This window comes from Dolichospermum sp. DET69 (assembly GCA_017355425.1).
Lineage (GTDB): Bacteria > Cyanobacteriota > Cyanobacteriia > Cyanobacteriales > Nostocaceae > Dolichospermum.
This window is the reverse complement of the sequence record CP070233.1, coordinates 2,027,960-2,054,114: the sequence shown is the minus strand read 5'-3', so window position 1 is coordinate 2,054,114 and position 26,155 is coordinate 2,027,960. Positions and strand designations below refer to the sequence as shown.

Annotated in this window: 21 protein-coding genes; 12 read left to right on the top strand and 9 right to left on the bottom strand. The window is 36.7% G+C overall.

What is annotated here, in order from left to right; all coding sequences use genetic code 11:
- Window positions 1-465 precede the first annotated feature (465 nt).
- Window positions 466-903 (top strand): CAAD domain-containing protein, encoded by a 438-nt coding sequence (locus EZY12_09570; protein QSX70603.1) that lies wholly within the window; start codon window positions 466-468, stop codon window positions 901-903.
- 1,239 nt (window positions 904-2,142) lie between these two features.
- On the opposite strand, the gene EZY12_09565 is transcribed toward EZY12_09570, so the two are convergent.
- Together EZY12_09565 and EZY12_09560 are read right to left on the bottom strand one after the other, a co-directional pair.
- Window positions 2,143-3,432: a homoserine dehydrogenase gene (locus EZY12_09565; protein ID QSX70602.1), complete on the bottom strand. Its 1,290-nt coding sequence runs from the start codon at window positions 3,430-3,432 to the stop codon at window positions 2,143-2,145.
- Window positions 3,433-3,582: 150 nt separating this feature from the next.
- The gene (locus EZY12_09560; protein ID QSX69800.1) at window positions 3,583-5,058 is read right to left on the bottom strand and encodes a ferredoxin-NADP reductase; all 1,476 of its coding nucleotides are present in this window, start codon (window positions 5,056-5,058) and stop codon (window positions 3,583-3,585) included.
- 882 nt (window positions 5,059-5,940) lie between these two features.
- Here EZY12_09560 and EZY12_09555 point away from each other — a divergent pair.
- Complete coding sequence (locus EZY12_09555; protein QSX69799.1) at window positions 5,941-6,942, top strand: phosphoribulokinase; 1,002 nt, start codon at window positions 5,941-5,943, stop codon at window positions 6,940-6,942.
- A 1,151-nt stretch (window positions 6,943-8,093) separates the two neighbouring features.
- Here EZY12_09555 and EZY12_09550 read toward each other — a convergent pair.
- On the bottom strand, window positions 8,094-8,489 hold the full coding sequence (locus EZY12_09550) for a hypothetical protein (protein ID QSX69798.1): 396 nt from the start codon (window positions 8,487-8,489) through the stop codon (window positions 8,094-8,096).
- Between the two features lie 141 nt (window positions 8,490-8,630).
- On the opposite strand from EZY12_09550, the gene EZY12_09545 reads away from it, so the two are divergent.
- Both EZY12_09545 and EZY12_09540 read left to right on the top strand, forming a co-directional pair.
- On the top strand, window positions 8,631-8,924 hold the full coding sequence (locus tag EZY12_09545) for a hypothetical protein (protein ID QSX69797.1): 294 nt from the start codon (window positions 8,631-8,633) through the stop codon (window positions 8,922-8,924).
- On the top strand, window positions 8,921-9,217 hold the full coding sequence (locus EZY12_09540) for a type II toxin-antitoxin system RelE/ParE family toxin (protein QSX69796.1): 297 nt from the start codon (window positions 8,921-8,923) through the stop codon (window positions 9,215-9,217). Before EZY12_09545 ends, EZY12_09540 begins: the two co-directional genes overlap by 4 nt.
- 79 nt (window positions 9,218-9,296) lie before the next feature.
- Here the strand turns inward: EZY12_09540 and EZY12_09535 are convergent, their stop codons facing one another.
- On the bottom strand, window positions 9,297-12,044 hold the full coding sequence (locus tag EZY12_09535; GenBank protein ID QSX69795.1) for an AAA-like domain-containing protein: 2,748 nt from the start codon (window positions 12,042-12,044) through the stop codon (window positions 9,297-9,299).
- Between the two features lie 4 nt (window positions 12,045-12,048).
- Here EZY12_09535 and EZY12_09530 point away from each other — a divergent pair, with 4 nt between their 5' ends.
- Window positions 12,049-12,186 carry a hypothetical protein gene (locus EZY12_09530; protein ID QSX69794.1) on the top strand — a complete coding sequence of 46 codons (138 nt, stop codon included), beginning with the start codon at window positions 12,049-12,051 and terminating at the stop codon, window positions 12,184-12,186.
- A 6-nt stretch (window positions 12,187-12,192) separates the two neighbouring features.
- Here EZY12_09530 and EZY12_09525 read toward each other — a convergent pair whose 3' ends face one another.
- On the bottom strand, window positions 12,193-13,845 hold the full coding sequence (locus EZY12_09525; GenBank protein QSX69793.1) for an AAA-like domain-containing protein: 1,653 nt from the start codon (window positions 13,843-13,845) through the stop codon (window positions 12,193-12,195).
- Between the two features lie 310 nt (window positions 13,846-14,155).
- Between EZY12_09525 and EZY12_09520 the strand changes: the two genes are divergently transcribed.
- The gene (locus tag EZY12_09520; GenBank protein ID QSX69792.1) at window positions 14,156-15,418 is read left to right on the top strand and encodes a methionine adenosyltransferase; all 1,263 of its coding nucleotides are present in this window, start codon (window positions 14,156-14,158) and stop codon (window positions 15,416-15,418) included.
- Window positions 15,419-15,642: 224 nt separating this feature from the next.
- On the opposite strand, the gene EZY12_09515 is transcribed toward EZY12_09520, so the two are convergent.
- Complete coding sequence (locus EZY12_09515) at window positions 15,643-16,101, bottom strand: pentapeptide repeat-containing protein (protein QSX69791.1); 459 nt, start codon at window positions 16,099-16,101, stop codon at window positions 15,643-15,645.
- A gap of 224 nt (window positions 16,102-16,325) precedes the next feature.
- Here EZY12_09515 and EZY12_09510 point away from each other — a divergent pair, with 224 nt between their 5' ends.
- Together EZY12_09510 and EZY12_09505 are read left to right on the top strand one after the other, a co-directional pair.
- Window positions 16,326-16,757 carry a DUF2358 domain-containing protein gene (locus EZY12_09510; GenBank protein ID QSX69790.1) on the top strand — a complete coding sequence of 144 codons (432 nt, stop codon included), beginning with the start codon at window positions 16,326-16,328 and terminating at the stop codon, window positions 16,755-16,757.
- A gap of 122 nt (window positions 16,758-16,879) precedes the next feature.
- The gene (locus EZY12_09505) at window positions 16,880-17,893 is read left to right on the top strand and encodes an adenosine deaminase (GenBank protein ID QSX69789.1); all 1,014 of its coding nucleotides are present in this window, start codon (window positions 16,880-16,882) and stop codon (window positions 17,891-17,893) included.
- A gap of 185 nt (window positions 17,894-18,078) precedes the next feature.
- On the opposite strand, the gene EZY12_09500 is transcribed toward EZY12_09505, so the two are convergent.
- Window positions 18,079-18,414, bottom strand: coding sequence for a rhodanese-like domain-containing protein (locus EZY12_09500; GenBank protein QSX69788.1), 336 nt, complete (start codon window positions 18,412-18,414; stop codon window positions 18,079-18,081).
- A gap of 178 nt (window positions 18,415-18,592) precedes the next feature.
- On the opposite strand from EZY12_09500, the gene mutL reads away from it, so the two are divergent.
- The 4 genes from mutL to EZY12_09480 all read left to right on the top strand — a co-directional run bounded on the left by mutL (window position 18,593) and on the right by EZY12_09480 (window position 22,855).
- Window positions 18,593-20,251 carry a DNA mismatch repair endonuclease MutL gene (mutL, locus tag EZY12_09495; GenBank protein ID QSX69787.1) on the top strand — a complete coding sequence of 553 codons (1,659 nt, stop codon included), beginning with the start codon at window positions 18,593-18,595 and terminating at the stop codon, window positions 20,249-20,251.
- A gap of 202 nt (window positions 20,252-20,453) precedes the next feature.
- A complete protein-coding gene (locus EZY12_09490; GenBank protein ID QSX69786.1) occupies window positions 20,454-20,651 on the top strand; it encodes a hypothetical protein in 198 nt (65 codons plus the stop codon).
- A 15-nt stretch (window positions 20,652-20,666) separates the two neighbouring features.
- Window positions 20,667-21,905, top strand: a complete 1,239-nt coding sequence (locus EZY12_09485) for a DNA cytosine methyltransferase (protein QSX69785.1) — start codon at window positions 20,667-20,669, stop codon at window positions 21,903-21,905.
- Window positions 21,878-22,855, top strand: a complete 978-nt coding sequence (locus EZY12_09480; protein QSX69784.1) for a Bpu10I family restriction endonuclease — start codon at window positions 21,878-21,880, stop codon at window positions 22,853-22,855. Before EZY12_09485 ends, EZY12_09480 begins: the two co-directional genes overlap by 28 nt.
- A 34-nt stretch (window positions 22,856-22,889) precedes the next feature.
- Here EZY12_09480 and nagZ read toward each other — a convergent pair whose 3' ends face one another.
- On the bottom strand, window positions 22,890-23,975 hold the full coding sequence (gene nagZ, locus EZY12_09475) for a beta-N-acetylhexosaminidase (GenBank protein QSX69783.1): 1,086 nt from the start codon (window positions 23,973-23,975) through the stop codon (window positions 22,890-22,892).
- A 474-nt stretch (window positions 23,976-24,449) separates the two neighbouring features.
- On the bottom strand, window positions 24,450-25,670 hold the full coding sequence (locus EZY12_09470; GenBank protein ID QSX69782.1) for a septal ring lytic transglycosylase RlpA family protein: 1,221 nt from the start codon (window positions 25,668-25,670) through the stop codon (window positions 24,450-24,452).
- Window positions 25,671-26,155 lie beyond the last annotated feature (485 nt).

Genomic DNA, 26,155 nt, shown 5'->3' with positions numbered 1-26,155 from the left:
GGCGCAGGCCCTGCGCCCCTACGGGTTTGGCAATAAAAACTGTACCTCATAACATCAGGAAGTGCTGTAACGGGGCAAACAATAAAAATTTACTTAAATTCCTAAATTTTGCGGAAATTTGATCAGGTGTCAGGCTATTTAGTTTTATCCTGACTGGTTCCCTAACTATAAAAATTCTCATTGATTTCTGGACTGTACGTAGGGTGGGCAATGCCCACCAAAACCCTCATTTTGTGGGCATTGTCCACCCTACAGATATTTCCAAAATCAAATAAGAGTGCTATAGCAACTTATGTTACTAGGTTTCGCGTCAAGTTTTGTCATACTTGAGAAGAAGTCTAGATGTAAGATAAACCAATAATCTCTAATCTCTCACTCTTGTTAGTGATAGATGTGTCATTTAACAGCCTTTTGGTTGTAAATATCTAAGTAAGAAACTCAACTTTCAAAATTATGGAAGCGAAAATGCAAGAACCAGAATTTCAAGAAACCCCCGCAAAAGAAACAATCATCCCCGAAATTAACACCCAACCCGGGAATATGACCAAACTTCAGCCCCCTGTGCAGTCTCAAGAACAATGGCTGAAATATGGACAACAAATTTCTGGTTTTTTGGGTACATTACCAGACTATGTAGGTAAAGTATTTGGTCAATATCAGCAGCCTATCGTTAGTATTGGCTTAGTTGTGACAGCAGTAGTCACAGTTAAGGTACTATTGGCTGTATTAGATGCTCTGAATGATGTTCCTTTGGTAGCACCTACCTTTGAATTAATTGGGATTGGTTATTCTGTGTGGTTTGTCTATCGCTATTTACTCAAAGCCTCCAGCAGACAAGAGTTATCTGGGGAAATTACCACCCTCAAATCTCAAGTTGTGGGTAAGGACACTTCTAAATCTTAACTCACAAATTTAGATCATTTTAGATACCCGATTTCTTTCAAGAGTCGGGTATCTTTTTTCAATACCTTGTCCATTTCCTGCTTTGTTGGGTTAAGCGACAGCGCAACCCAACGCTTATGTTGGGTTTCATGCTAATTGCTCCGCAACGCTAACGCGAACAATCCAACCTTGTATCTTAGAGGTATGTTAGAAGAAGTGGTAGACTGTCCCAACCTGGGTCGTTTTCAGCCTAGTCTCTTATAAAGCCAAGAGTTAGTTGTTTTTTTGTGAATTTAGAATATGTCACATACGTGAGTTAAAGTATGTGTTACAAAAAGATTATTTATAACTTAAAGATCACGGTTGTGTTTATAAATAACACATCTTACCATCATATACATACTTGACCTGTTTGGATAAGAACTTGTAAAGGTTTAGCATTGCTCAACAGTGTCAAATACCTTCAAGCCAGGGAATTAATTCCCTGTCTAATAGCTCAAGTCGGTTAAAAACGACTATTTTGGCGGTATTTATTCTATAAATAGGATAATTTCTGATTTCGATGTCATCAGAGACTTGAGCCAGGGAATAAATTCCCTGTCTAATAGCTCAAATCGGTTAAAACCGACTAAGTAGCAACCTCTTTGGTGGTGCTTTCCTGTTCAATTAAAACGAACTTTAGCTAGAAGACAGGGAATAAATTCTCTGTATTCCTGATTTATTTAAACACGGTTGAGACATGGACTTTTACAAAATTACGAAAAACCTAGATTTGTAGGGGTTTAGCACTGCTCATAAGTATCAACTTAACGTAAAACCTATATCCCGTCTGGGAATGATAGGGTAGCGTGACGTAAGCCATATTCCCAGTCTAATAGGTAAAGTCATCTAAAGATGACTAAATACTCGAAAATCTTTAGTCTACTTCAGTAGACTTGAGCTATTAGACAGGGAATTGATTCCCTGTCGGGTGTAGAAGCCAACAGATAAGCCATTTTTAACTTAAGTTGACACCAATGAGCACTGCTAAACCCCTACCCACAGAATCAAATTATTAAGCCGTGTTAAGTATACATCATCACCCCATGATGTATCGCTAAAAAACGCAAAAACGCCAACCGAAAAAAGAGATTTATGGTATTGACAAACAATTTTAAAAATGTTATCATAAAATTGATAAGGAAGAACTATCTTGTTGTCAATTAATAATAGAATGACAAATCCCCGACTTCTTCAAGAAATCGGGGATATTTTGCTTGTTTATAACACTCGTAAAACGCTGGGGATACTGTCTATTGATGCCATAGCTTGAATTTCTGCCAAAGCTTGTCTAAAGTCCCCTTCTCGGACATTGTGAGTGACAACTACAATTTCTGCGAGTTCTCCCTGAAAGCCAGTTTGTACTACTGACTCTAAACTCACGCCATAATTACCAAAACAAGTTCCCAATCTGCCAATGACTCCCGCTTGATCTTTGCTGAGGAAACGGGTATAAAACCGGGTTACTAACTCGGAAATGGGGGTAATTTGCGAATAATGTTGATGTCTACAAGCTAAGAGAGGATTTGGTTTAGTTGTATTGGTTTTTAGGGTGGCGACAAGATTTAATATATCTGATGATACAGCACTAGCGGTAGCACCCGCACCAGCCCCAGGACCGAATAACATCACCTGGCCAATGGGTTCTCCCTCTACCAGAATGGCATTATAAACACCATTGATACTAGCTAAAGGATGATTTTGGGGGACTAGGGTAGGATGAACTCTGACGGAAAGCTGGGAGTTATCTATATCTAAATGTTGAGCTATGCCTAGTAATTTAATGACAAATCCTAATTTAGCAGCATAGGTAATATCTGTTTTTGTAACTTGGCTAATTCCTTCACAATAAACATCTTCACGATTAATTCGCCCATCAAATCCTAAAGATGCCAAAATAGCAATTTTATCACCTGCATCTAAACCATCAACATCTGCTGTCGGGTCAGCTTCAGCATAACCTAATTTCTGAGCATCTGCTAGGACATCATCAAATTCACTACCTTCTGTTTGCATCCTAGTAAGGATGTAGTTAGTTGTGCCATTGACAATACCTATTATAGCATTAATGCGATTAACGCTTAAAGATTGCTTTAGGGGTTGAATCACAGGGATACCACCACCAACGGCTGCTTCTAGCAACACATAAACACCTGCTTCATTAGCAGCGGTAAATATTTCTGCACCAAACCGAGAAATTACGGCTTTATTAGCCGTGACAACGTGCTTACCATTTTTTAGGGCTGTTAGGATTAGTGTTTTTGCAGGTTCTAATCCCCCCAACAACTCGACAACTATATCTACGGCTGGATCATTAACAATAGCTTCTAAATCTGTAGTTATCACCTCTGAGGATAATTCTACAGACCGGGGTTTAGTGAGCGATCGCACACCCACCCGATAGATTTCAATTTCCTGTAACAGTGGATGACGGCCTACCTTGTCTTGCAACAGTTGTACTGTCCCCGTTCCTACTGTACCTAATCCAAGTATTCCTAATTTGACAGCCACAGATTTTGCACCCACATTAAGTTCAATAAAACAATTGTAGGCAGAGCCAAAGCCCTACCTACTGATTATCCTATGTTATTTGTCCAATAACCAATGACCAATGACCAATAACCAATGACCAATGACCAATGACTAATGACTAATGACCAATTAGTATGTTTCTACGTGCCAGCGGTGAGCTTTCTTCATTTCTTTTTGATAATCACTCCAAACTACACCTTCTTTGGCCGCAGCAGCACTCAAAGCTGCGTCAATGCCTTCTTCCATACCGCGCAAACCGCAGATGTAAGTGTGAGTTTTTTCGTTTTTAATTAACTGCCACAATTCATCAGCGTGTTCGGCCACACGGTCTTGGATGTACATTCTGCCACCTGTGGGATTATTTTGTTCCCGGCTGATAGCATAGGTGAGACGGAAGTTTTGAGGATATTTCGCTTGCATTGCTTCCAATTCCTCTTGATAGAGAATATTGGGAGATGTTGGCACACCAAACAGCAACCAAGAAAATCCTTTAAAATGATATTCTGGATTAGCTGCTCTTTCTGCATCCTTAAACATCCGCCACAGGTAAGTCCGCATTGGCGCAATACCTGTACCTGTTGCCAACATAATCACATTAGCTTCAGGATCTTCAGGCAACAACATTTCTTTACCAACAGGACCTGTGATTTTGACATCATCACCGGGTTTGATTTTAGTCAAATAGCTAGAACAAACACCGTAAACTGTTTCACCAGTTTCTGGATGCTTGTACTCTAACTGCCGAACACACAAAGATATTGTTTTATCATCTAGATTGTCGCCGTGACGAGTAGAAGCAATCGAATAAAGTCTGAGTTTTTCAGGCTTACCGTTCTTATCTACACCAGGGGGAATAATCCCGATACTTTGACCTTCTAAATACCGCAAGTTTCCAGCAGACAGGTCAAACTTGAGGTGTTGAACAATACCAATTCCGCCTTCTTTAACTAAAGTTTCATTAGAGATACACTTACCAATAAACGGAGCATTAGGACGATAAATGTTCACAGGAACATCAATATGAGCATCTTTTTTAGCTTTTGCTTGAGTCATGGTGTTACCTTTTTTTTCCTTACCAGGTGTTTTAGCAAAGCCTTTCGCTTCACTAGTATTACTTACAGGTGTGGCTTTACCATGTGCCTCATTCTTAACATTTACCTCAGCTTTAACTTCTGTGCTAACTGTAACGTCAGCAATTGCCAATTCAACAGCTTTGACTTCTGTGCTAACTGTAACGTCAGCAGTTGCCAATTCAACAGCTTTAACTTCTGTGCTAACTGTAACGTCAGCAATTGCCAATTCAACAGCTTTGACTTCTGTGCTAACTGTAACGTCAGCAGTTGCCAATTCAACTTTGCTGTTGACTAGAGCTAAAACTTTAAGAGGTTCGATACCAACAATTTTACCGCCCAGGCGAGTGATCCGTCGCATTTCTTGATTCATGCGGTTGTAAGGTACTCTGATGAATACACTGCCACTTTTACGAATTGGGTAGTTGGTTTGATCAGTTTCTTCACTCTGACGCAAACCCATAACTTCGTAAACGAAGACGCGGCTACCTGATTCTATACTGGCAGCACCCTCAACAGCACCTTGATTGTACATTCCTTATACCACTCCGATATTTACTTAACCGTTTATCAAAAAAATCATTCCCATCCTCATTCGAGGTTCAGTTTACCGGATTTTCGGATCACAAAACTGGCCATTTGGGAAAACGACATCATTCATGATGATGTCTTGCTCAGTCCACTCGCCCAAGACCAGTAGGTATGGCAAAAAACACACCTGCTCACCTTCTAAATTAGAGGATAAGTCTGAGGGAGAATGTTAATAGTGAATCACTTTAATCTTTTTTTCTTGAACTACATCGTCTGAGACATATAAAAAATATTCTACAGTAGAATAATACCGTAAAAATTTTGCGTCTATAAGAACAAGGCTGTTCATTCAGAAAATATCCCGAAACCGTGTATTATAACCTAGTCTGGATACGTAACCCTAGCTTGCCATTCTAGCATACCATGACAGTGTGCAAACAGCAGCAGTCAGCAGTATGGCTTACGCCACGCTGCGCTATTGAATGACTAATGACTAATGACTAATGACTAATGACTAATGACTAATGACCAATGACCAATGACTAATGACTAATGACTAATGACTATAAAAACTGTATCATCTGTGGCAGAATGTTAAGCAGATAATTGATAAAGAACTAGATTTTTTGCTCAAGGTAAATCTTGTGAGAGTACACCCCCTTCTGTTAAAATCTAGTGCAACACTAAGATTAAATACTTACCAGCGATAAAATTAGGCTAATTAGGACGATTAACTGCTATAGGCGTATAAGTTATCCGTTTCAATCTGTCATCGTTATGCTGGATAGCCAGAACGTAGGACGATACCGTTGAGGTAAGCTCCTAGATTCAAAATCTGCTGTGAGAAAAATTATTGATTGACACATTTAGTATTTAGAGGAAATTTATGAGTAAGCCGGAACGCGTGGTACTAATTGGAGTAGCTGGAGACTCTGGGTGCGGTAAGTCTACGTTTTTACGTCGGTTGATTGATTTATTTGGTGAAGAATTTATGACAGTTATCTGTTTAGATGACTATCATTGTTTAGATCGTATACAACGTAAAGAAACAGGGATAACTGCACTTGATCCTAGAGCCAATAATTTTGACCTAATGTATGAGCAAATTAAAGCTCTTAAAGAAGGTCATGGAGTAAGTAAGCCGATTTATAACCACGAAACTGGCATGATTGATCCACCAGAGTGGATTGAACCAAATCATATTGTCGTAGTAGAAGGACTGCATCCTTTATATGATGAGCGAGTAAGAGAATTGCTAGATTTCAGCGTTTATTTTGATATCAGTGATGAAGTCAAAATTGCTTGGAAAATTCAACGAGATATGGCTGAAAGAGGCCATCGCTATGAAGATGTTCTCGCACAAATCAATTCTCGTAAACCTGATTTTGAAAAATTCATCGAACCCCAAAGAGAATTTGCTGACGTAGTTCTGCAAGTATTACCTACAAACTTAATTAAAAACGATACAGAACGTAAAGTTTTGCGGGTACGGATGTTACAACGGGAAGATAAAGAAGGCTTTGAGCCAAGTTACCTGTTTGATGAAGGTTCAACAATTCAGTGGACTCCTTGCGGTCGCAAATTAACCTGTTCTTACCCCGGTATGCAGCTTTACTACGGTTCTGATGTTTACTATGGTCGTTACGTCACAGTTTTAGAAGTAGACGGTCAATTTGATAATCTCGATGAAGTAATTTACATCGAAACTCATTTAAGCAAAACATCCACCAAATATCAAGGTGAGATGACTCACTTGTTACTACAACACCGTGAATATCCAGGTTCTAACAATGGTACTGGTTTATTCCAAGTATTGACAGGTTTGAAAATGCGTGCCGCTTATGAGCGGTTGACAGCTACAGAAGCAAAACTAGCAGTTCAAGTCTAAAACAGCAGTAGTTGTGTCAAAGATCAGAGGGAACAGAGCAGATGTTCCCTTTTTTTTTGTCTGAATCAGGATGTCCGGGATTTGAGGATTTGCAGGATTTTTATTGGGATATTGTTTGATTGTGACAGAATTAAGTGGATATTTTGTCTGAATCAGGATGTCCAGGATTTGAGGATTTGCAGGATTGTTATTGGGATATTGTTTGATTGTGGCAGAATTAAGTGAATATTTTGTCTGAATCAGGATGTCCAGGATTTGAGGATTTGCAGGATTGTTATTTGGATATTGTTTGATTGTGGCACGTAGGGGCGCAGGGACTGCGCCCTCCATTGTATTTCATTAGAGCGAGAATTGCTGTATTGTTTGATTGTGACAGAATTAAGTGAATATTTTGTCTGAATCAGGATTTCCAGGATTTGAGGATTTGCAGGATTGTTATTGGCATATTATTTGATTGTGGCAGAATTAAGTGAATATTTTGTCTGAATCAGGATTTCCAGGATTTGAGGATTTGCAGGATTGTTATTGGCATATTATTTGATTGTGGCAGAATTAAGTGAATATTTTGTCTGAATCAGGATTTCCAGGATTTGAGGATTTGCAGGATTGTTATTGGCATATTATTTGATTGTGGCAGAATTAAGTGAATATTTTGTCTGAATCAGGATTTCCAGGATTTGAGGATTTGCAGGATTGTTATTGGCATATTATTTGATTGTGGCAGAATTAAGTGAATATTTTGTCTGAATCAGGATTTCCAGGATTTGAGGATTTGCAGGATTGTTATTGGCATATTATTTGATTGTGGCAGAATTAAGTGAATATTTTGTCTGAATCAGGATGTCCAGGATTTGAGGATTTGCAGGATTGTTATTGGCATATTATTTGATTGTGGCATAATTAAGTGAATATTTTGTCTGAATCAGGATGTCCAAGATTTGAGGATTTGCAGGATTGTTATTGGCATATTATTTGATTGTGGCAGAATTAAGGATTATAAGGATTATGATGATAAGTGAAAAAGAATATTTTGTAAATGCCTAAAATAAACAACATTCTCTAAACACTATAATACCGAAAATTCCTAGACTAATTCAACAATAACATCCTGTACATCCTTTAATCGGTGGATATCCTGATTCTGACAAAATTTATTTCTGATTAAATTTACATTTAACGGTAATTTTAATATTACTGCTTGTTTCTCCTGTAACAATATAAGGGATTCCTGTCATTCCTCCGACATTCACCCCAAATTCTAAGGTAACTTCAGAAACTTCTGCTAAAGCTAAATCTTTGAAGGATTGAATAATATGTTTTGAATAGGATTGAATAGTTTTTTGGAGTTTGTCTCCCTGTTCTTTAATATTCAGTTTTTCGTTTAGTTTTTCTAAGCCAAAACTGCGGTCTGCTTGTTCAGGGGTGGGAATTAGAAAATCTAGGTTCTCATTTTTTGGAGGTTGGGGAATAGATACAGCAACGTTTTCTGATGCTTCAATATAAATAATTGTTCCGTCTTCTAATTGAATTGGTGTTAGTTGTGACATAAAGGTAAATTATCTTTTAAAATGTAGCAGTCATCTAATACCACGACCAAAGCGCGACTCAATACCAGGATATAGTTATTATATTACCACGAGATTGTGTTATAATTCTACCAATTACCTAATTGTTAACATTATTGCCTTATGAACCAACTCATTTCTACAATTAATACTCGACTTCTTGACTCTCTCACTCAAATTATCCTTTCACTTTCTCAAGAAGAATATCAAATCTTAGTAGAAAAAATTCAACACTCTCGACTAATTGAACACCAGAAAACACAAAATATTGAATCCTTAAAACAGGATATAGCCGCAGGTATTCAACAACTCCAAAACGGTGAATACACAGAATACGATGAAAATAATTTATCTACTCTCATAACTTCAATTAAAGCACGAGGTCGGGAACGTCTACAAGGAGAAATATCTGAATGAATCACTTTCGGATTTCCAAACTAGCAGAGAAAGATTTAGAAGATATTTGGATTTATCTCGCTCAACAAAATGAAATATTAGCAGACCAAAAAATTGCACAAATTCTTGATAAATTTCCGATGTTAGCTCAATTTCCTAATATGGGAACAAAAAGAGACGAACTACAAACAGGACTTCGTAGTTTTCCTGTTAAGCCATATATTATATTCTATACTCAAAATTCTGCAAGTTTAGAAATTGTGAGGATTTTTCATCAATCTAGAGATATAGAAAATCAATTTTCAGATCAGTAGGTTGGGTTGAACGCAGTGAAACCCAACAAAATCAATGATTGTCGCTAATGTGGAATAAATTGGATAAGTTTCTGGTAGACTACTTAACCAAAACTTCTTTAAATTGACCATTTTCAATCTTATACATACAATATGAACTATTAATATTAGATTGATACAAATAGCCATTTTCCTTTGACCAATTTAATCCATAGCCAGAGGTTTTTTCAACAGGGAGTGTCAGAGTTTTCAAATTCTTGAGAATTTCTGATCTTGTCGGTTCATTCGATGATTTATTAATAGCTCCTATAAATGCTTGGGTTGCATCATATCCAGTCATGGTACGCCAATAAATATTTTTTTGTTGCCATCTTTTTATTGCACCTTTCATATATAAAGATGTTTTGTTTACACAAGGTATGGCCAAACTTGCACCCTCAACAGCATCACCCCCTATATCTAAAGTTGGCTGTTCAAAAACAGACGTAGGGAATATTATGTTTAGGTTTTCTATGTTCAGTTTTTTTGTTTTTTCCTGACTCGCTCTTGCAAAAGCTCTTAATATTGAATTTGTTTTTACACCAGGTATTAAAAAAACTGTTTTTATTTGGTTTGAGATCATTATATCAATTTCTGCATCAACATCTGGTGGACTTGTTTGTTCCCGATCAAAAACAGAAGTATCATTAATATCAACTTTTCCTCCTAAATCATCAAAAGCTTTTATAAAATCTTCTTGCAAACTTTGACTATAAACACCTTTCTGATCGTAAAAAATTGCTATACTATCTGAATGTAAAGTATTTTTGATATACTTTGCATAAAGTTTGGCTGCTTCTGTTGTAGTTTGGATAACTCGAAAAAATACATCGTCCTTCAATTTGCTGCTAGAACTTGAAGGAGATACTATTGCTAATCCTTTTCGTCTGTAAATAGGTATTGCTACCTCACTACTCTCACTTGCATGATGTCCAATAATTCCTAAAATATCTGACTCATTAACTAACTTTTCTGCTACTTTTTTTGATGTTTCTGGTTGATTAGCATCATTCGCAATAACTATCTCTAGCAATCTGCCATTTTTTCCTCCAATCTTATTAAATTCATCTTGAGCATCAGCTACACCCATAAAAATTTCTTCAGACGTAGATTTGTAAAAATCAATTCCAGCTACAACTGCCAGCTTTAAAGGTTTTCCTTTCCCTGCTTGACTTGCTAACCTAGCTTTAGTATTATTCAAATATATTTGGGGAATTGGGTCAGTACGATTAGCCTCTTTAGCTAAATAAAAAAATTTCTCTGCATTTTGATAATCTCCTTTTTTAAAATATTCGCTTCCCTTATCCAGATGGAAATTTATATCATCGATAAATATTTTAGATTGTTCACCACTAGTTTTGATGTTTCTAACACATCTATCACTCCCTTCTATTCTTTCTCCAATAGGACAAAAAGCATATTTATACTGATACCAACTAAATGCACCGATAAGTCCAACTACCACCCCTGTGGCAACACTTGCGATTGCGAAAACCACAAATATATTCTTAATATTTCTTTTATATTCTAATTTTTGAGAATCATCTAAATACTGTTTATCTAAAGAGCTTAATCTTTTATCTTTTGCCCAAACTGTAGCTTCTTTTAACATCTTACCTTTTAACAGGTGCTTATGCGAATAATCTGATTTTACCCAATCATTGAAAGACTCAAAATAGGGACGTAAATCAGCTAATTGATTATCAATCCATTGTTGATTAAAAACTTCTCGATAAATGGGATTATAAATCTGTAAATAATTATTTATTTTCACCACCAAACCCGATAACGGTAACTTTGCTTCCTCTCCAGTATTCTGAGTAACTACTTCCCCTTGTTGATAAATCTTTTGATAAATATCTAATAATTCACCTGCCATTTGTTCATCAAATAAAATCCGTCTTTCAATGGTGCGTAAATGTTCCGGTTCATCTTTTGCTTGCCAATTTTCAATAATGTTAGTTCTGATTAAATTTTCTAACCATGCTTCTTCATTTCCTTCAGATAAATCAGAAGAATTTAAAACTAAATTACAGACTTTCTGCGTTAAAAAAGGTTGTCCCCCAGTCCAGTTTAAAATTAATTCTAATAACTTTTCTGGTTGATTTGTTTTAACACTTAATCCCTTTGCTAATGCTTGAGATTCTGCAAAGGTAAAACCTGTTAATTCTACGCCATAACCAATATTAAAAGGAGTTCGAGTTTTATCTTGAATTAAATCGCTGGGAGTAGCTACACCTAATAATACAAAACTCAGACGATTATATTCAATATTATCAACTCGACGATTATAAAAAGAGCGAATTAGAGCAAAAAAATCATCAACATTAAACTGTAAACTGATGATACTATCAATTTCATCTATAAAAATAACGATATTTGATTCAACATATTTTAAAAGAATATCTCGGAGAAAATTACCAAAGAAATTAACCGCAGACAAAGATTCTTGGTCATATTTATCCCACCAACTATCTATATCACATTTTTCATTTAATTCAAAGGTATTAATTAATTCATTAATAATTCCTGCATACCATTGTAAAGGAGTAATATTGGCTGAACCAATATCAGTTAAATCAATAGCAGCACAAGCAAATCCATCTACTTCTTTAAGCCGTTTCATTGTTTGAACTCTTAAAGAAGATTTACCCATTTGTCGGGAGTTTTTTAAAACATAACAAAATTCTCCCTTTTTTATGGCTTGATATAGTTCATTATCGGCTTTTCTGGTAACATAAGTAGGAGCAGAAGCTGGGAGCGAACCACCTACTTGATATTCATAATTAACTGAGTTTAAATTTTCCATTTTTATGTCTAAACTGTCTGAATCAGGATTTCCAGGATTAAAGGATAAACAGGATGAGAATGGGGATTTTATCACCAATTACCAATTACCAATTACCAATTATCAGTGGTTAAATTTAGTTAATTGTCATTATTTTAAATGACATCAATTAATCTTGCAAGCGATCGCTAAAATAAATACGATACAAATTACACAGGGGAATTACCTTATTACCTTTTGATTCTGCTAATCCCATACTTTTTAATTTAAAAGCATAAATTGGTTCTAATGTAACTGCATCATCACTATTCACTAATTTTAACATGGCTGATTTTAGTTGTTTATTTTCTTCCAAAATTAAAAGATGACGATACAAATGGTCTTCATATAATCCTTCTTCAGTGGGAGCAATTGCTAAAAATTGCTTTAAAGTTAAGTCGTTAGTGGCAATATGATATAATGCTGTTCTCACCAAATAAGTATGACCGTCAATCATCCCCATTAATTGATTAATTTCTGTATCTGACCATTGCAACCCATGTCGTTTAACTAAATCCTGAACCTGTGCTAAACTAAACTTATTTAAATCAATTGGTAAACCCACATTAAAAGGAGATTTATTCACATCCAAAGAAATATAAACTTCTTGAGAATGGGAAATAACTAATCTCAGTTTTTGCCAAGTTTCATTATTTTTGCCTTTTTCATGCCATGAACGTAACATAGTGAAAAATTCATCAGCGATTTCACTATATTGAAAGATTCTATCTACCTCATCTAATCCTAGAATTACAGGCTGTTGCAATTCTTTTAAAAGATAGGATTGGAAGTAATTTGTACAATTAGTTTGACTGCTATAACGCTGAGGTTTCCAATATTGATCTATCTTTTCTTCAATCCCTAATTCTAAACTGACATTGGCACAAAAAGACTCTAAAAAACTATCCAGATTTTTAAATAATTCTCGACTCCATAAATTAATAAATCCTGTTCGATAACCTTGCTTTTCTCCTTGATCTAAAATCCTACTCATTAATGAAGTTTTCCCCATTTGTCGAGGTGCTTTAATCCTAATTAATGCCCCAGGTTTTACAATAGCAGTATAACAGGTAGCTTCAATGGGAGGACGTTCAACATAAAAGGGAGAATTTAGGGGGACTTGACCATCTAAATTTTCAAAAGGAATATTAATATCTCTTAGTTGAATAGGTTCAGATTTCGACTCAGGTACACCCTGAATAATAGCTTTTTTAGTTGTTGAATCTTTTGTCCTCAAAACCGGAGTTAAATGCTCTGGAATATTTTCCATTTCAATCGCATTACATCCTAAATCAAAAGCACTTTTAATTGATTGTCCTGCAAATAAAGTATCGTAGAAACCAATAGCAAATTGTTTAGCGGCTTCATCACCAATTTTTTGATTCATCCCGACGACATAATTAACATAAGGATAAATATCTTCTGCTTGTACATCTGAATAACAAGCATTGAGAAAAACACAATCAATAAAAAAGATTTCTTGTAATGCTTTAAACAATTTAGCTAAAGGAGCAACTTTGACTAAAAAGGCTTCTCCATTATCTGCCATTAAAGCTAAACCCTGTTCTCCTCCACCATGTCCTGAGAAATGCACAATATCTGGCTTATGATCTAATAGGGTACGACGAAATTCTTGAAGACGGACTGCTTCTTCCACAATAATTATAAATTGTTCACGGTTTTGGGAACGCTCCCAAGCACTTTTGATTTCCCTGACTTCTTCACTTAAACGCAACGGTTTTGTGTTGGTGGGGTTAGCGGTTAAAATAAGAATTTTTTTCATCACCGTCGTTTTATAAAGATATAGTTACCACTACCGTGTATTTGAAGTATTGTATCCTTTATAGTTACCAAAACCGTCACGGTGATCAAATCTCAGGTTACTGAGGACTTTTCTGGTAGATACTCTCAACAACAAGATCCCCGACTTCTCAAAGAAGTCGGGGATCTGAGTGCCTCTTGTTATACATACAAGCATTTAGACACTGAGATAAAAGATACTTATTACAAAAACTGTAAATATTGTTATGATTTCAGAAATTAGTAACTGATGTATTTCATCAGTGAACACATTCTATCAGGAGGAAATTCCTTTGTCTCGACGCTATTTATTTACTTCCGAGTCAGTTACAGAAGGTCATCCAGATAAAATCTGTGATCAAATCTCGGATACCATCATTGACGCGCTATTAGCAGAAGACCCAAATAGCCGTGTAGCAGCAGAAGTTGTAGTTAATACTGGTTTGGTGCTAATTACTGGAGAAATTACCACCAAAGGTCATGTTAATTATGTCAATCTTGCCCGTAAAAAAATTGCGGAAATTGGCTATACTGACGCTGGTAATGGCTTTTCTGCGGATAGTGCCAGTGTCTTAATCGCTTTGGATGAACAATCAGCCGATATTGCTCAAGGTGTAAATTCTGCCAAAGAAGCCCGAACTGAGGATAGTGAAGAACTATTCGATAAAATCGGTGCTGGTGATCAAGGTATCATGTTTGGTTTTGCTTGCAACGAAACCCCAGAACTTATGCCTTTACCCATCAGTTTAGCGCACCGCATTGCTCGGAGATTGGCAGGAGTTCGCAAAGCTGGTATTCTCCCTTATCTGCGTCCTGACGGTAAAACCCAAGTTACCGTAGTTTATGAAGATGGAAAACCTGTAGGTATTGACACCATCTTAATTTCCACCCAACATACAGCTACCATTGGGGAGATTATTGATGATGCTGGGGTACAGGCCAAGATTAAAGCTGACCTGTGGAAAGAAGTAGTAGAACCTATATTTGGGGATATTACTATCAAGCCAAGTCAAGAGACTAAGTTTTTGGTTAACCCCACCGGTAAGTTTGTCATTGGTGGACCCCAAGGAGATTCCGGGTTAACAGGACGGAAAATCATTGTTGATACCTACGGTGGTTATTCTCGACATGGTGGCGGGGCTTTTTCTGGTAAAGATCCCACGAAAGTAGACCGTTCAGCAGCTTATGCGGCTCGTTATGCAGCAAAAAATATTGTTGCGGCTGGGTTGGCAGATAAATGTGAAGTACAGCTAAGTTACGCCATTGGTGTAGCTCGTCCTGTGAGTATCTTTGTTGATACTTTCGGCACGGGTAAAATAGATGATGAGATTCTGTTGAACTTAGTCAAGGATAACTTTGAACTCCGGCCAGCAGGAATTATCCATGTGTTCAATTTACGTAACTTACCAAGTGAAAGAGGCGGACGTTTTTATCAGGACGTTGCAGCTTATGGTCATTTTGGGAGAACGGATTTGGATTTACCTTGGGAACACATTGACAAAGTGGATGTGTTAAAGCAAGCTGCAACTGAAGCTAGTTCAGCGACAATTGCTTAATCAGTTAAGCTAAAACGCAGCTAATTTAAATATTCGGGCGGGCAGGGATGCCCACCCCACAATATTTAGACTCCTAACAGGTTATACAATTTAAATGCGTAACAGCTTAGTTTATTGACATTAATTCACAGTTTTGCTGAGGTTCTTCAATGTGTAAAAGTCGTGCAGAAGTGCTGAAAGCTGCTGTAATTCATACACTAATTCAGCACCATCTTAAGACGAGCCTACTCCCAATCAGGAAACATAGCTCCATCTTCCCCACCAATACCAATTCCTGTGTTAAATATACCAGCATCGGAAATGTTCATATTCTCCATTGATGCTTGATAGACGTTGGAATCATTAATTGTGGCCCGGGTAAGGTTTGCGCCGTTTAAATTGGCTTTTTTCAAATTGACGTTAGTAACAAAAGCTGATGTTAAATTAGCACCTGCTAAGTTTGCTCCAGTCAAGTCAGCACCTTCTAAGTTAGCATTTGTAAGGTTAGCACCCTGAAGATTTGCGCCTCGCAAGTCTGCACCAATTAGATGAGTACCACTGAGATTAAGTCCTGATAGATTACACTGAATACATTCTCTAGTTGACAAAAGTTTCTGTAAATCTTTTTGGCTTCCAGCTTGAACTGAATTAGCTAGAAACAGGGGAGTTATCAAGGCCATAATGGCTAATAGTTGAAGTTTCATAAAATTTCCCCCTCTCACAATGGAGTTATATCTGTTCTTTGCCTCACAAATTCATTATCCCACCAATTGGCTAAAAAATGTTGATTTAAATCACAAGTTTGATATTTCTTTTCATAGATCAGTAATAAGGAATAGGCAATACGCAATAGATAATAATTTATGTTAAGAGTGCTGTATGGCTTTTTTCGTAAGTTTTGTAATCCAGATTACTAAATATACATTACATGAAATCTCAATTACAGATGAAACAGTTAATTACAACCCTGCAACAGGATTTGCCTCCACTATTTGAGCGGGATATTTCTTATGAAATATATACAAATGATATCTATTTTCGTGACCCAGTTAATAAATTTAAAGGTAAATTTAACTATCGGTTAATTTTTTGGACTTTACGATTTCATGCTCGGTTGTTTTTTACCGAAATTGCTTTTGATTTACATCATGTATCTGAGTCTGATAATGACACAATTCTAGCCACATGGACAGTTCGCGGTGTTTTACGTGTTCCTTGGCAAGCAAGGTTACTTTTTAATGGTTATTCAACTTACAAATTAAATCCAGATGGTTTGATATATGAGCATATTGACACCTGGGATAGAAAACCAGGGGAGATTCTCCAGCAATTTTGGCAAAGGAGAAATGAAGCCCAATAATATAGGCATCTGGGTCAAGTTAGTTGTATTAAAATTATTATTCTCGCTCAATTTCAGCAGGACCATTTTTTTTATTGAGGTTTTTGTTAAAATCAGGGAAATTTTCCTGGCAAAATACCCCTATGGCTTTATACGCAGAATTGCATCGGCATCTAGGTGGTTCGGTTGTTCCTCGTGTATTGTGGCGATATTTCCAGCGTCATAATACTGAGTTGATTTCTCGCTTTAGTGAATATTCAGAATTTGAAGACTTTTATACTCGTCCCCGTAATACTTTAGATGAATATCTAGAACTGCATACTCTGGTTGAAAGTGTGCAAACTGTGGAAACTTTACCATACTTTATTTACCGCTTATTACGTGGCGCTTATATTTTTGAGAATTTGGCTTATTTGGAATTACGTTATACTCCCTATTTACGAACTCCTGAACATCTAAGTCAAAACGAAAGAATTGAGAAGATGGCAGAAATTGTCGATATTGTGGGTAAATCTAGTCATGTACCCGAATATCCCATTGTTACTACTCAAATTCTCTGTATGCACTCTCGTTTACCTTTTGAGGTAAATAAGGCAATTATTGATTTAGCGGCACAAAATAGGGAATATGTCTGTGCGGTAGATGTGGCTGGTGGCGATCGCTATTATGCCGAACGCATGGCAGAATGGATAAGTTTATATAACTATGCTCATTCACAGGGTATTAATACCACTGGGCATCTTTATGAAACAAAAGATGGTTGTTATCCAGAATTATTACCCTATTTAATGCGAATTGGTCACGGTATCCAAATTCCTTTTTTATATCCTGAATTACTGCCAGAAATTGCCAGGAGAGGACAGTGTTTAGAAGTTTGTCCGACAACTTATTTAAAAACAGGGACTTTGCAGGATATCCGTGAACTAAAATTAGTTTTTGACCGATGTTTTGAAGCTGGAGTTGATATCGCCATTTGTACGGACAATGCGGGATTACATAATATGCGTCTACCCTTTGAATATGAAAATCTTTTGACTTACGACATTATCAATTTTCAACAATTACAAGCTTGTCAAGATGCAGCTTTCCGCCATGCTTTTGCTTGGCCTCACAGTCGTCAACGTCCGGCATCTTTATTAACTGGGTTGTTGAAGTAGGGAATAGGGAATAGGGAATAGGGAATAGGGAATAGGGAATAGGGAACAGGGAACAGGGAACAGGGAAGGAATTTTTTTCTTTCTCCTGACTCGGTGACTCCTCAAGAGGGGCAACCACTCCTCAAGAGGGGCAACCACTCCTCAAGAGGGGCAACCACAGGGGGATTGCCCCTACTCCTCAAGATTTAAGCTTCTGTACCTTCTGTAGCGCCACCGATGGATTTCCAGGCTGGTAAACCACCGCTAAGTTCAGCCACTGCTGAAAAACCCAGGAATTGTAGGGTTCTTACACCTTGGGCTGATTGGCTGTCATTTTCGCCATAAATGTAGATTTGGCGTTCTCTGTGGAGAGTATATTGGACGCGAGATTCCAAGTCATTGAGGGGCATAGAAATTGCGCCTGTGATCCGACTTTGATTGTATTTTGAGCGATCGCGCACATCAATAATTGTAAAAGCAGGTTGACCCCATAGAAGACTTGTCCTTAAGTCATTAACATCAGCAACAAAATTAATACTCATAAGCTTTTTCCGCGGCTAATCTAATCAGAAATCTACCAAATATCCCTTCTTAATTCGTATTTCTTTAGAATGACAGCAGAATTTAAAAATAATAATTTTGTAACCATACTATTGTAAGCTAATTATCTGCACAGTCCCACAATTCTTAATTCTTAATTCTTAATTATTAATTCTTTCTATGGCATCTACTATTCAAGCTTTACCAACAGAAGTTGTATATTTAATTACGGCAGGAGAAGTAATTGACTCTTTAGTATCTGTTGTCAGGGAGTTGGTAGAAAATGCCTTAGATGCTGGAGCAACGCGCATTGTCGTTTCTTTATGGCCGCAAGTGTGGCGAGTTCGGGTGGCTGATAATGGTTACGGCATGAATTTGGATGATTTGCAACAAGCCGCAACAGCACACAGTACCAGCAAAATTCATTCTAGTGCAGACTTATGGAAAATTAATAGTTTAGGGTTTCGTGGTGAAGCTCTACATAGTTTAACAACCTTGGCAGATTTAGAAGTATTAAGTCGTCCTTTGGGGGGTAGTGAAGGCTGGCGAGTTAATTATAATAATGAAGGGGAAGTAGAACAAGTAGATTTTGCTGCTATTGCCCCTGGTACTGTGGTGACAGTTAATAATTTATTTGCTAATTGTGCAGCCCGTCGGCAAGGTTTACCCTCTACAAATCAGCAATTAAAAGCTGTACAAGGGATAATTCACCAAATAGCTTTATGTCATCCTCATGTTAATTATCAAGTTTGGCAAAATGACAAAGAATGGTTTACGATTTGTCCGGCACCAAGTGGAGGAAAACTAATTCCGCAAATTCTCCCCCAGGTACGACAGGATGATTTACATGAGGTGAATTTAGAAATACCAAATCTGGAAAATTCATCTTTGTATTTAGTGATAGGATTACCCGATAGATGTCATCGTCATCGTCCTGATTGGGTGAAGGTGGCAATTAATGGCAGAATGATTAAATCACCAGAATTAGAACAAACTATATTTTCAGCTTTTCATAAAACATTACCACGCGATCGCTATCCAGTTTGTTTTTTACACTTAACTATTTCTCCCGAACAAATTAACTGGAATCGTAACCCAGCGAAAACGGAAATTTATCTAAATGAACTAAGTTTTTGGCAAGAACAAATTACCGAAGCTATTAATAAATCTCTGCGGATTTCGGAAACTAATATTAAAGAATCTGTGCAGACAACCAGAGTTAGTAATTTACTCAAAGTTGCCGAATCTAAAGGTGAATATAATTTCAATTCTCAAAGTTCACAAAATCAAGAAAATCAAAACTATTTAAAAGCTGTTGCTCAAGTCAGTAATACTTATATTGTCGCTGAACATTCTGGAGGAATGTGGTTAGTAGAACAACATATTGCCCATGAACGAGTTTTATATGAACAATTATGTGATAATTGGCAATTAGTACCAGTGGAAACGCCAATTATTATTTATCAATTATCACCAGCGCAGGTTTCCCAATTAGAGCGCATCAATTTAGATATTGAACCTTTTGGTGATAAACTTTGGGCAGTGCGGAATATCCCAGCTATCTTAAAACAACGAGAAGATTGTGCAGAAGCAATTTTAGAATTAAGTTGGGGAGGAGATTTACAAACTGCTCAAGTTGCTGTTGCTTGTCGGAGTGCAATTCGCAATGGTACAAAAATGACTTTACCAGAAATGCAGACATTATTAGATAATTGGCAACGTACCCGCAACCCGCGCACCTGTCCTCATGGTAGACCAATTTATTTATCTTTGGAAGAATCGGCATTAGCGCGGTTTTTCCGCCGTAGTTGGGTAATTGGGAAAAGTCATGGAATTTGAAGTATAAAGAAAGTGATTTGAATATTTACAGGACTTACGTAAAACATCACAAAAGTAGGGGTAATTCATGAATTACCCCTACGAAAGAATTGGGTTTTTGATTACTTCGTGCGTAAGTCCTATATTTAGCAAAGTTAGTGGGGTTAATCTAAATACCCGAATTTATGTATAATTAAAATGAAATAAACTTATATGTCTTCTTATGACATTACACGAACTAGAAAAGCAAGTGCTGAAATTACCAACGAGTCAACGCTGGCAATTGGTACAAACCCTGTTAGAATCATTACAACAGGAAACTCAACCAGCATCAAAGAAAGGTAATTTGTCCCGACTGCGGGGTATTGCTAAAGGTACAGATATCTTATTAGAGTCTTTAAAAGTTCAAAACTACAAGTAAATACACTAAAAATTTATGAAAACACTGCAACCTGTCGCTGTTGACTTGTTTGCTGGGGCTGGAGGCTTTGGTTTAGGTTTTGAGATAGCCGGTTTTTCTGTTCCTCTATCTATTGAAATTGATGCTTGGGCGTGCGATACCCTGCGCTACAATCACCCAGAAATGACAGTAATTCAAAATGATATTCGGGACTTTAATAATATAAATAGCGTTAAAGAAATCTGTCTTCTCAAGCCGGATATTATTATTGGTGGTCCGCCCTGTCAAGGTTTTAGTATTGCAGGACCAGCCCAAAAAGATCCTCATGATCCTAGAAATACTTTATTCATTAACTTTGCTCAATGGATAAGTTTTCTTGAACCTAAAGCATTTATAATGGAGAATGTCAAAGGGTTACTATCACGTAAAAATGTTGATGGTGTAAAAGTAATAGATATTATTAAGAAAACTTTTGAAGATATTGGCTATTTTGTAGAAATATGGTTACTTAATTCTGCTGAATATGGTATACCACAAATTAGAGAGCGTGTCTTTATTGTGGGAAATAAACTAGGTAAGCAAATAGGTATTCCTCCCAAAACACATTTCCTAGATTTATTAAATATTAATAGTTGGCAATTATCACTTGAGGGAATACATCTAAATCCTGCTATTAGTTTATGGGATGCTATCTCAGATTTACCACAACTTAATGCGCGTGAAGGTAAAGAAGAACAATCTTACATATTGGAAGCTCAAAATTCCTATCAGCAATGGATAAGAAATAGTAGTAAAACTCTCTACAATCATGTAGCAATGGAACATTCTGACAGACTTGTAGAACGGTTTAAACAAATTAAATGGGGTGAATCTAGTTCAGATGTAGCGAAAGAATATGGTGCTAAACGTCGTAATGGAAATGGTGAATTATCTGGTAAAACCTATGATCAAAATAACCGACGTTTAAATCCCTGTAAACCAGCCCACACCATAGCAGCTTCTTTTTATGCAAATTTTATTCATCCTTTCCAGCATCGTAATTTGACAGCCCGTGAAGGTGCGCGTGTTCAATCTTTCCCAGACAATTATCGTTTTTTAGGCAAGAAAACTGTTGTATCTCATAAGTTATTGCAACGAGAAAATAGATTTAATGAAAAGTTTCTTTGCCAGTATAATCAGGTAGGTAATGCCGTACCACCTCTACTTGCTAAAGCAATCGCAGTTCATCTTCAAGAAAAATTAGAACTATGTCCACAACTGATAGAAACCCATTAGTTCACGGTTCAAATCTGGAACAAAAGGAAAAACACCGCAAAAAATATAGAGATGCACAAAGTAGAAAATATCTCGAAGAGATTAGAATTGAGTATGATAAGTGGCACTTAGCTGATATTCAATTAATTGGTCCGACATCAACACCTGCTGATAATGATAATGAAATTATTTCTAAACGAGTAGAGCTTTTTACCGCATATAAGGATTTTTTAGATCAACAACATTATGCAGAGAAGTTCGACTCTCGTTCTAATCTTCATTCTAGTGTATTGGAAGAGTTTCTTTATTATTTGTTTAGAGATTTAGCAAAAGAATTTGGAGAAAATGCTCTCATTGGAAAATCCCATACGTTCAAAGATATTTTCTTTGTTCCTCCAAAATATTCTGAGATGTTGAAACGTCCCTATGCGCGTATTGAAAAAAAAGACCATGATTTTGTCATTGGTGCAACTATTGAAGCATCATTTGAAGCAGTTACACCACCAGAGGAAGAAGAAAATTCTGGTGAACTACTGACACTTCTTAAAGAAGAACCAGAGGATTACTCAGAAGTTACAATTACAGGTAATATAGAAACTCATATTTTTGATATTCCCGTTATTGTCATTGAATGTAAAACTTATCTTGATAAAACTATGCTTGAAGGTTCATCACGAGCCGCAGAGGACTTAAAAGCCAGAAATCCCAATAGTTTATATATTGTACTAATGGAGTGGATCAAGTTAACAAGTGATGTCAATCTTCGCAAGTACAAAGTTGACCAGATTTATGTACTACGTCAGCAGAAAAACACTGACAGAGAATTTAGGTATGAAGAAAAATATATTAAAAATCCAATTAATCCAACTGTAGTTCAACATTTATTCTATAAAGTGCGAAAGCATTTAACAATGGACTGGACTGGGGGAATTGAATATGGAATACAGCGCGGTTGGTTAATTGAAGAATAGTTAATAATTCACACCCAAATTCTATTCAATCCCCTTACAAACAACAACTAATTGCTAATTCTGCATTTCTCACCAACGTATCCTGATCAAGAAGAGAAACTGAATATTGAGGAGTTACCTGCAACAACTTTTCCACCCTCTCCCGCGCAGCCCCTACCACCGCTACATCTAAACTACCATTATTCAAACTAGCAGAAAAATCTTCAGCAATTTTATATGTTCTTTCCAAAGAAGAAGAATTGATATTTCGAGAAACTATAAATAAATCACAACCAGCATGAAAAGCCCGCGCAACAGTTCCCGATTGCATAAACATTTCTGAGACAGCTTTCATATCTAAATCATCGGAAACTATCACACCTTGAAAACCTAACTCTTTCCTTAAAATATCATTTAAAATGATTCTAGATAAAGTTGCTGGTACTTCCGGATCAATTTGCCCAAACAAAATATGCGCTGTCATAATTAAGGGGATTTCTGCCTGAATCAAAGTTTGAAAAGGAATCAATTCCCGGTTTCGCAAATCTTCTAAACTCAAATTTAATATTGGTAACTCCAAATGGGAATCTGTGCTAGTATCTCCATGTCCAGGAAAGTGTTTAGCAGAACCTAAAATCCCCTCTTCCCGCAATCCTCGGTAATATTCCCGCACACCTTGACTAGCGGCTTCCGGTGTAATTCCAAAGGCACGGGGTCCAATAATTGGGTTTTGGGGATTAGAGAAAATATCCGCAACAGGGGCCCAAGAAAGATTAATTCCCAGAGATTTTAATTCTAAAGCTGTGGCTTTTGCGACTTCATAAGCGTGAGATTGCAATAAATAAGCATGAGGAAAGCGAGTAATTGGTAAAGGTGTTCGCACAACTCGCCCACCTTCATGGTCTAAAGTAGTAAATATGCAATCACGTTCAGAATATTGACGAATTTCATCAATGAGGTTTTTAAACCTTTCTAACCAGACCGGATATGGTACACTGTCGAGGAAGTTTTTCGCAAAAAAGATGACACCAATGGGTTTTAATGCATTTAACGCCCGTTTATCATCATCATTTAAACTTGTCCCAGAAATACCGAGAATCAGATGATTACCAAAACTTTGTGATGATAGAGATATTGACATAATTTGGTGAGCTAAATATAAGGCATACAGTTTAGTTAAGGAAAATTGTAGGCTGGGTTAAGCGATCGCGCAACCCAACAAAGTCTTAAGAGATTTCCAAATAAAAAATATCCCAAAATTTGTTGTAGTGCAGGCATAAACAGCCTGCTACTCCCTTCCCAGGATAAGATTAACCATCTTCTTCCTTCCTCCTTCTTCCTTCTCCTTCTTCCTTCGCGTTCTTCGCTCCTTCGTGGTTCATTTAATCTATATTCTTCTAGTGGGAAAGGAGTAATAATATCAGGACGGGCAGGATGCCCATCCCACAAGATTGGATAGCGAACGCGAGAGCGTCCCGGAGGGAACTAGCTCTGCTGTAAGCAGTTCATCTTGTTTGTGGAGTCCTCTAATCATGTTGGATTTCTTCGGCTCAACTCAACCTACCTAGAGATTGAGTTTTAGGCTTAAATGAACATATTGCTTTATATTTCACAACTAATAAAAGTTAGAAACTAATAACTCACTTTTGGCATTAGCCATGTCTTCAGTTCTTGGTTGAGATGGTTTCAAAGTCATTTGTGGCGCATTTTGTTGTAAAATTACAGCTTTGTAAGCTACGACTCCAGTATGTTCACTACCGAGACAACGAGCCGCTGTTCGAGACAAATCCAGGCTTCTTGGTGCAATATAAGGACCGCGATCATTAACACGCACAATCACGGATTTACCATTTTCTTGATTTGTAACTTTTAAGAAGGTATTAAAAGGTAGAGTTCGATGGGCAACAGTGAAATCATCTTGATTATATATCTCACCATTTGCTGTTAAGCGACCATGAAAATAGCCACCATACCAAGAAGCTATCCCAGAAAGTTTTGTGGTTGAGGACTGTAATCCATACATTTCCATTTGTCCTTGTAGCAATGTCAGCGGCTTAGTATTAAGGGCTATTCGCAAATTATTAGTCCATTCCAGAGCTAAAATATCACCGCTGCGACCAAGTTTATCAGAAATTTGCCGATCAATTGCAAATAGTAACCGATTACCTACCATTAGGGAGGGAGTCCGATCAACTAAACCTGGTTGTAATTGCGTAAATTGTCCAGTTGGTAATGTTACTAATTGCTGTAAGCGTTTTTGTAAAACGTTAGCTGTAATTTGATCAGGTAGTCTGGCAACAAAGCTGTTATTAACCCATACTTCATAACTGGATGAATTACGCTGAACAATCAATACTGGCGAGTAATCATAACTCCCATTTGGCTCAACTGGATTGTTGATGACATTAAAGAAACTTTGGAGCGATCGCACAACAGTAGAAGGTGATAAATCCAACTTGGGAATACTAACTTGAGTGAATTTCACTGGCAAAAAGTTAGTAACATTTTTTAAATGAGGTTGTGCAGCTATATTTTCTGGTACAGAAGCACAAAATTTTGTTTCTTTTACCTTTAAACCTGTGATAGACCTATCTCTATAGGATAATAATCGCCTATTTATCCAGTCAACTGTGAAGGAAGTTTTTGATATTAAGGTTTTTTGCCAAGCCCTCTTATGTTGTTGAGCAATGGTTAGAAATTGAGCTTGTGGCTTAACTAAATTGGCTGGAACTTGTATTGCATATACCTTAGCTATTAAACCCAGTGATAAATTTGCCGTCAACACCAAAGCACCACCTGTGAAGGATGTCACCCATAGTATTCCTGTTAATATCATAGTTTAGTTATTCTCCAGATAGATGCACAATGCCTAGAGGAATAATCCCTAGGTTGAATAAAAAAAGAGTTTTATTGAACAACAAATAAAGGTTTTTTGAATTACATAATTTCTATCCGGTTTCAGACTTAATTATGATTAAACTGTCTGGGATCATCATATACCGTAATGGAGATTTAAATAAATAAAAGTTTTAAATCTAATTTTGAGGGATTGCTAATATTTCTATTATTTTGCTTATGACTACAATTTTTTTTGCTATTTACTTTACTACCTCACTTATTCATTTCATGTGTAAATACTGAGAAAATAAACAATTTTTTGTATTTGTAATCAGCAATTACCCAAAAATATACACTGATTGAGGTTGATCTATAAATCACACTAAATATTTTTTACGTCAAAAAATCTGTATCCATCCCTGGACTGAAGATTAGGATAAATTACATAGTTAGGGAAAGATTTTGGGAATTTTTTTTCAGAAG

Bases quoted from the DNA above. Each gene is read 5' to 3' on its own strand.
- EZY12_09555 (QSX69799.1), top strand. From the start codon at position 5,941: ATGAGTAAGCCGGAACGCGTGGTACTAATTGGAGTAGCTGGAGACTCT.
- EZY12_09500 (QSX69788.1), bottom strand. From the start codon at position 18,414: ATGAGTATTAATTTTGTTGCTGATGTTAATGACTTAAGGACAAGTCTT.
- mutL (QSX69787.1), top strand. From the start codon at position 18,593: ATGGCATCTACTATTCAAGCTTTACCAACAGAAGTTGTATATTTAATT.
- nagZ (QSX69783.1), bottom strand. From the start codon at position 23,975: ATGTCAATATCTCTATCATCACAAAGTTTTGGTAATCATCTGATTCTC.
- EZY12_09530 (QSX69794.1), top strand. From the start codon at position 12,049: ATGTCTAAACTGTCTGAATCAGGATTTCCAGGATTAAAGGATAAACAG.
- EZY12_09470 (QSX69782.1), bottom strand. From the start codon at position 25,670: ATGATATTAACAGGAATACTATGGGTGACATCCTTCACAGGTGGTGCT.
- EZY12_09535 (QSX69795.1), bottom strand. From the start codon at position 12,044: ATGGAAAATTTAAACTCAGTTAATTATGAATATCAAGTAGGTGGTTCG.
- EZY12_09515 (QSX69791.1), bottom strand. From the start codon at position 16,101: ATGAAACTTCAACTATTAGCCATTATGGCCTTGATAACTCCCCTGTTT.
- EZY12_09550 (QSX69798.1), bottom strand. From the start codon at position 8,489: ATGTCACAACTAACACCAATTCAATTAGAAGACGGAACAATTATTTAT.
- EZY12_09510 (QSX69790.1), top strand. From the start codon at position 16,326: ATGAAATCTCAATTACAGATGAAACAGTTAATTACAACCCTGCAACAG.
- EZY12_09545 (QSX69797.1), top strand. From the start codon at position 8,631: ATGAACCAACTCATTTCTACAATTAATACTCGACTTCTTGACTCTCTC.
- EZY12_09525 (QSX69793.1), bottom strand. From the start codon at position 13,845: ATGAAAAAAATTCTTATTTTAACCGCTAACCCCACCAACACAAAACCG.
- EZY12_09480 (QSX69784.1), top strand. From the start codon at position 21,878: ATGTCCACAACTGATAGAAACCCATTAGTTCACGGTTCAAATCTGGAA.
- EZY12_09570 (QSX70603.1), top strand. From the start codon at position 466: ATGCAAGAACCAGAATTTCAAGAAACCCCCGCAAAAGAAACAATCATC.
- EZY12_09560 (QSX69800.1), bottom strand. From the start codon at position 5,058: ATGTACAATCAAGGTGCTGTTGAGGGTGCTGCCAGTATAGAATCAGGT.
- EZY12_09540 (QSX69796.1), top strand. From the start codon at position 8,921: ATGAATCACTTTCGGATTTCCAAACTAGCAGAGAAAGATTTAGAAGAT.
- EZY12_09490 (QSX69786.1), top strand. From the start codon at position 20,454: ATGACATTACACGAACTAGAAAAGCAAGTGCTGAAATTACCAACGAGT.
- EZY12_09505 (QSX69789.1), top strand. From the start codon at position 16,880: ATGGCTTTATACGCAGAATTGCATCGGCATCTAGGTGGTTCGGTTGTT.
- EZY12_09485 (QSX69785.1), top strand. From the start codon at position 20,667: ATGAAAACACTGCAACCTGTCGCTGTTGACTTGTTTGCTGGGGCTGGA.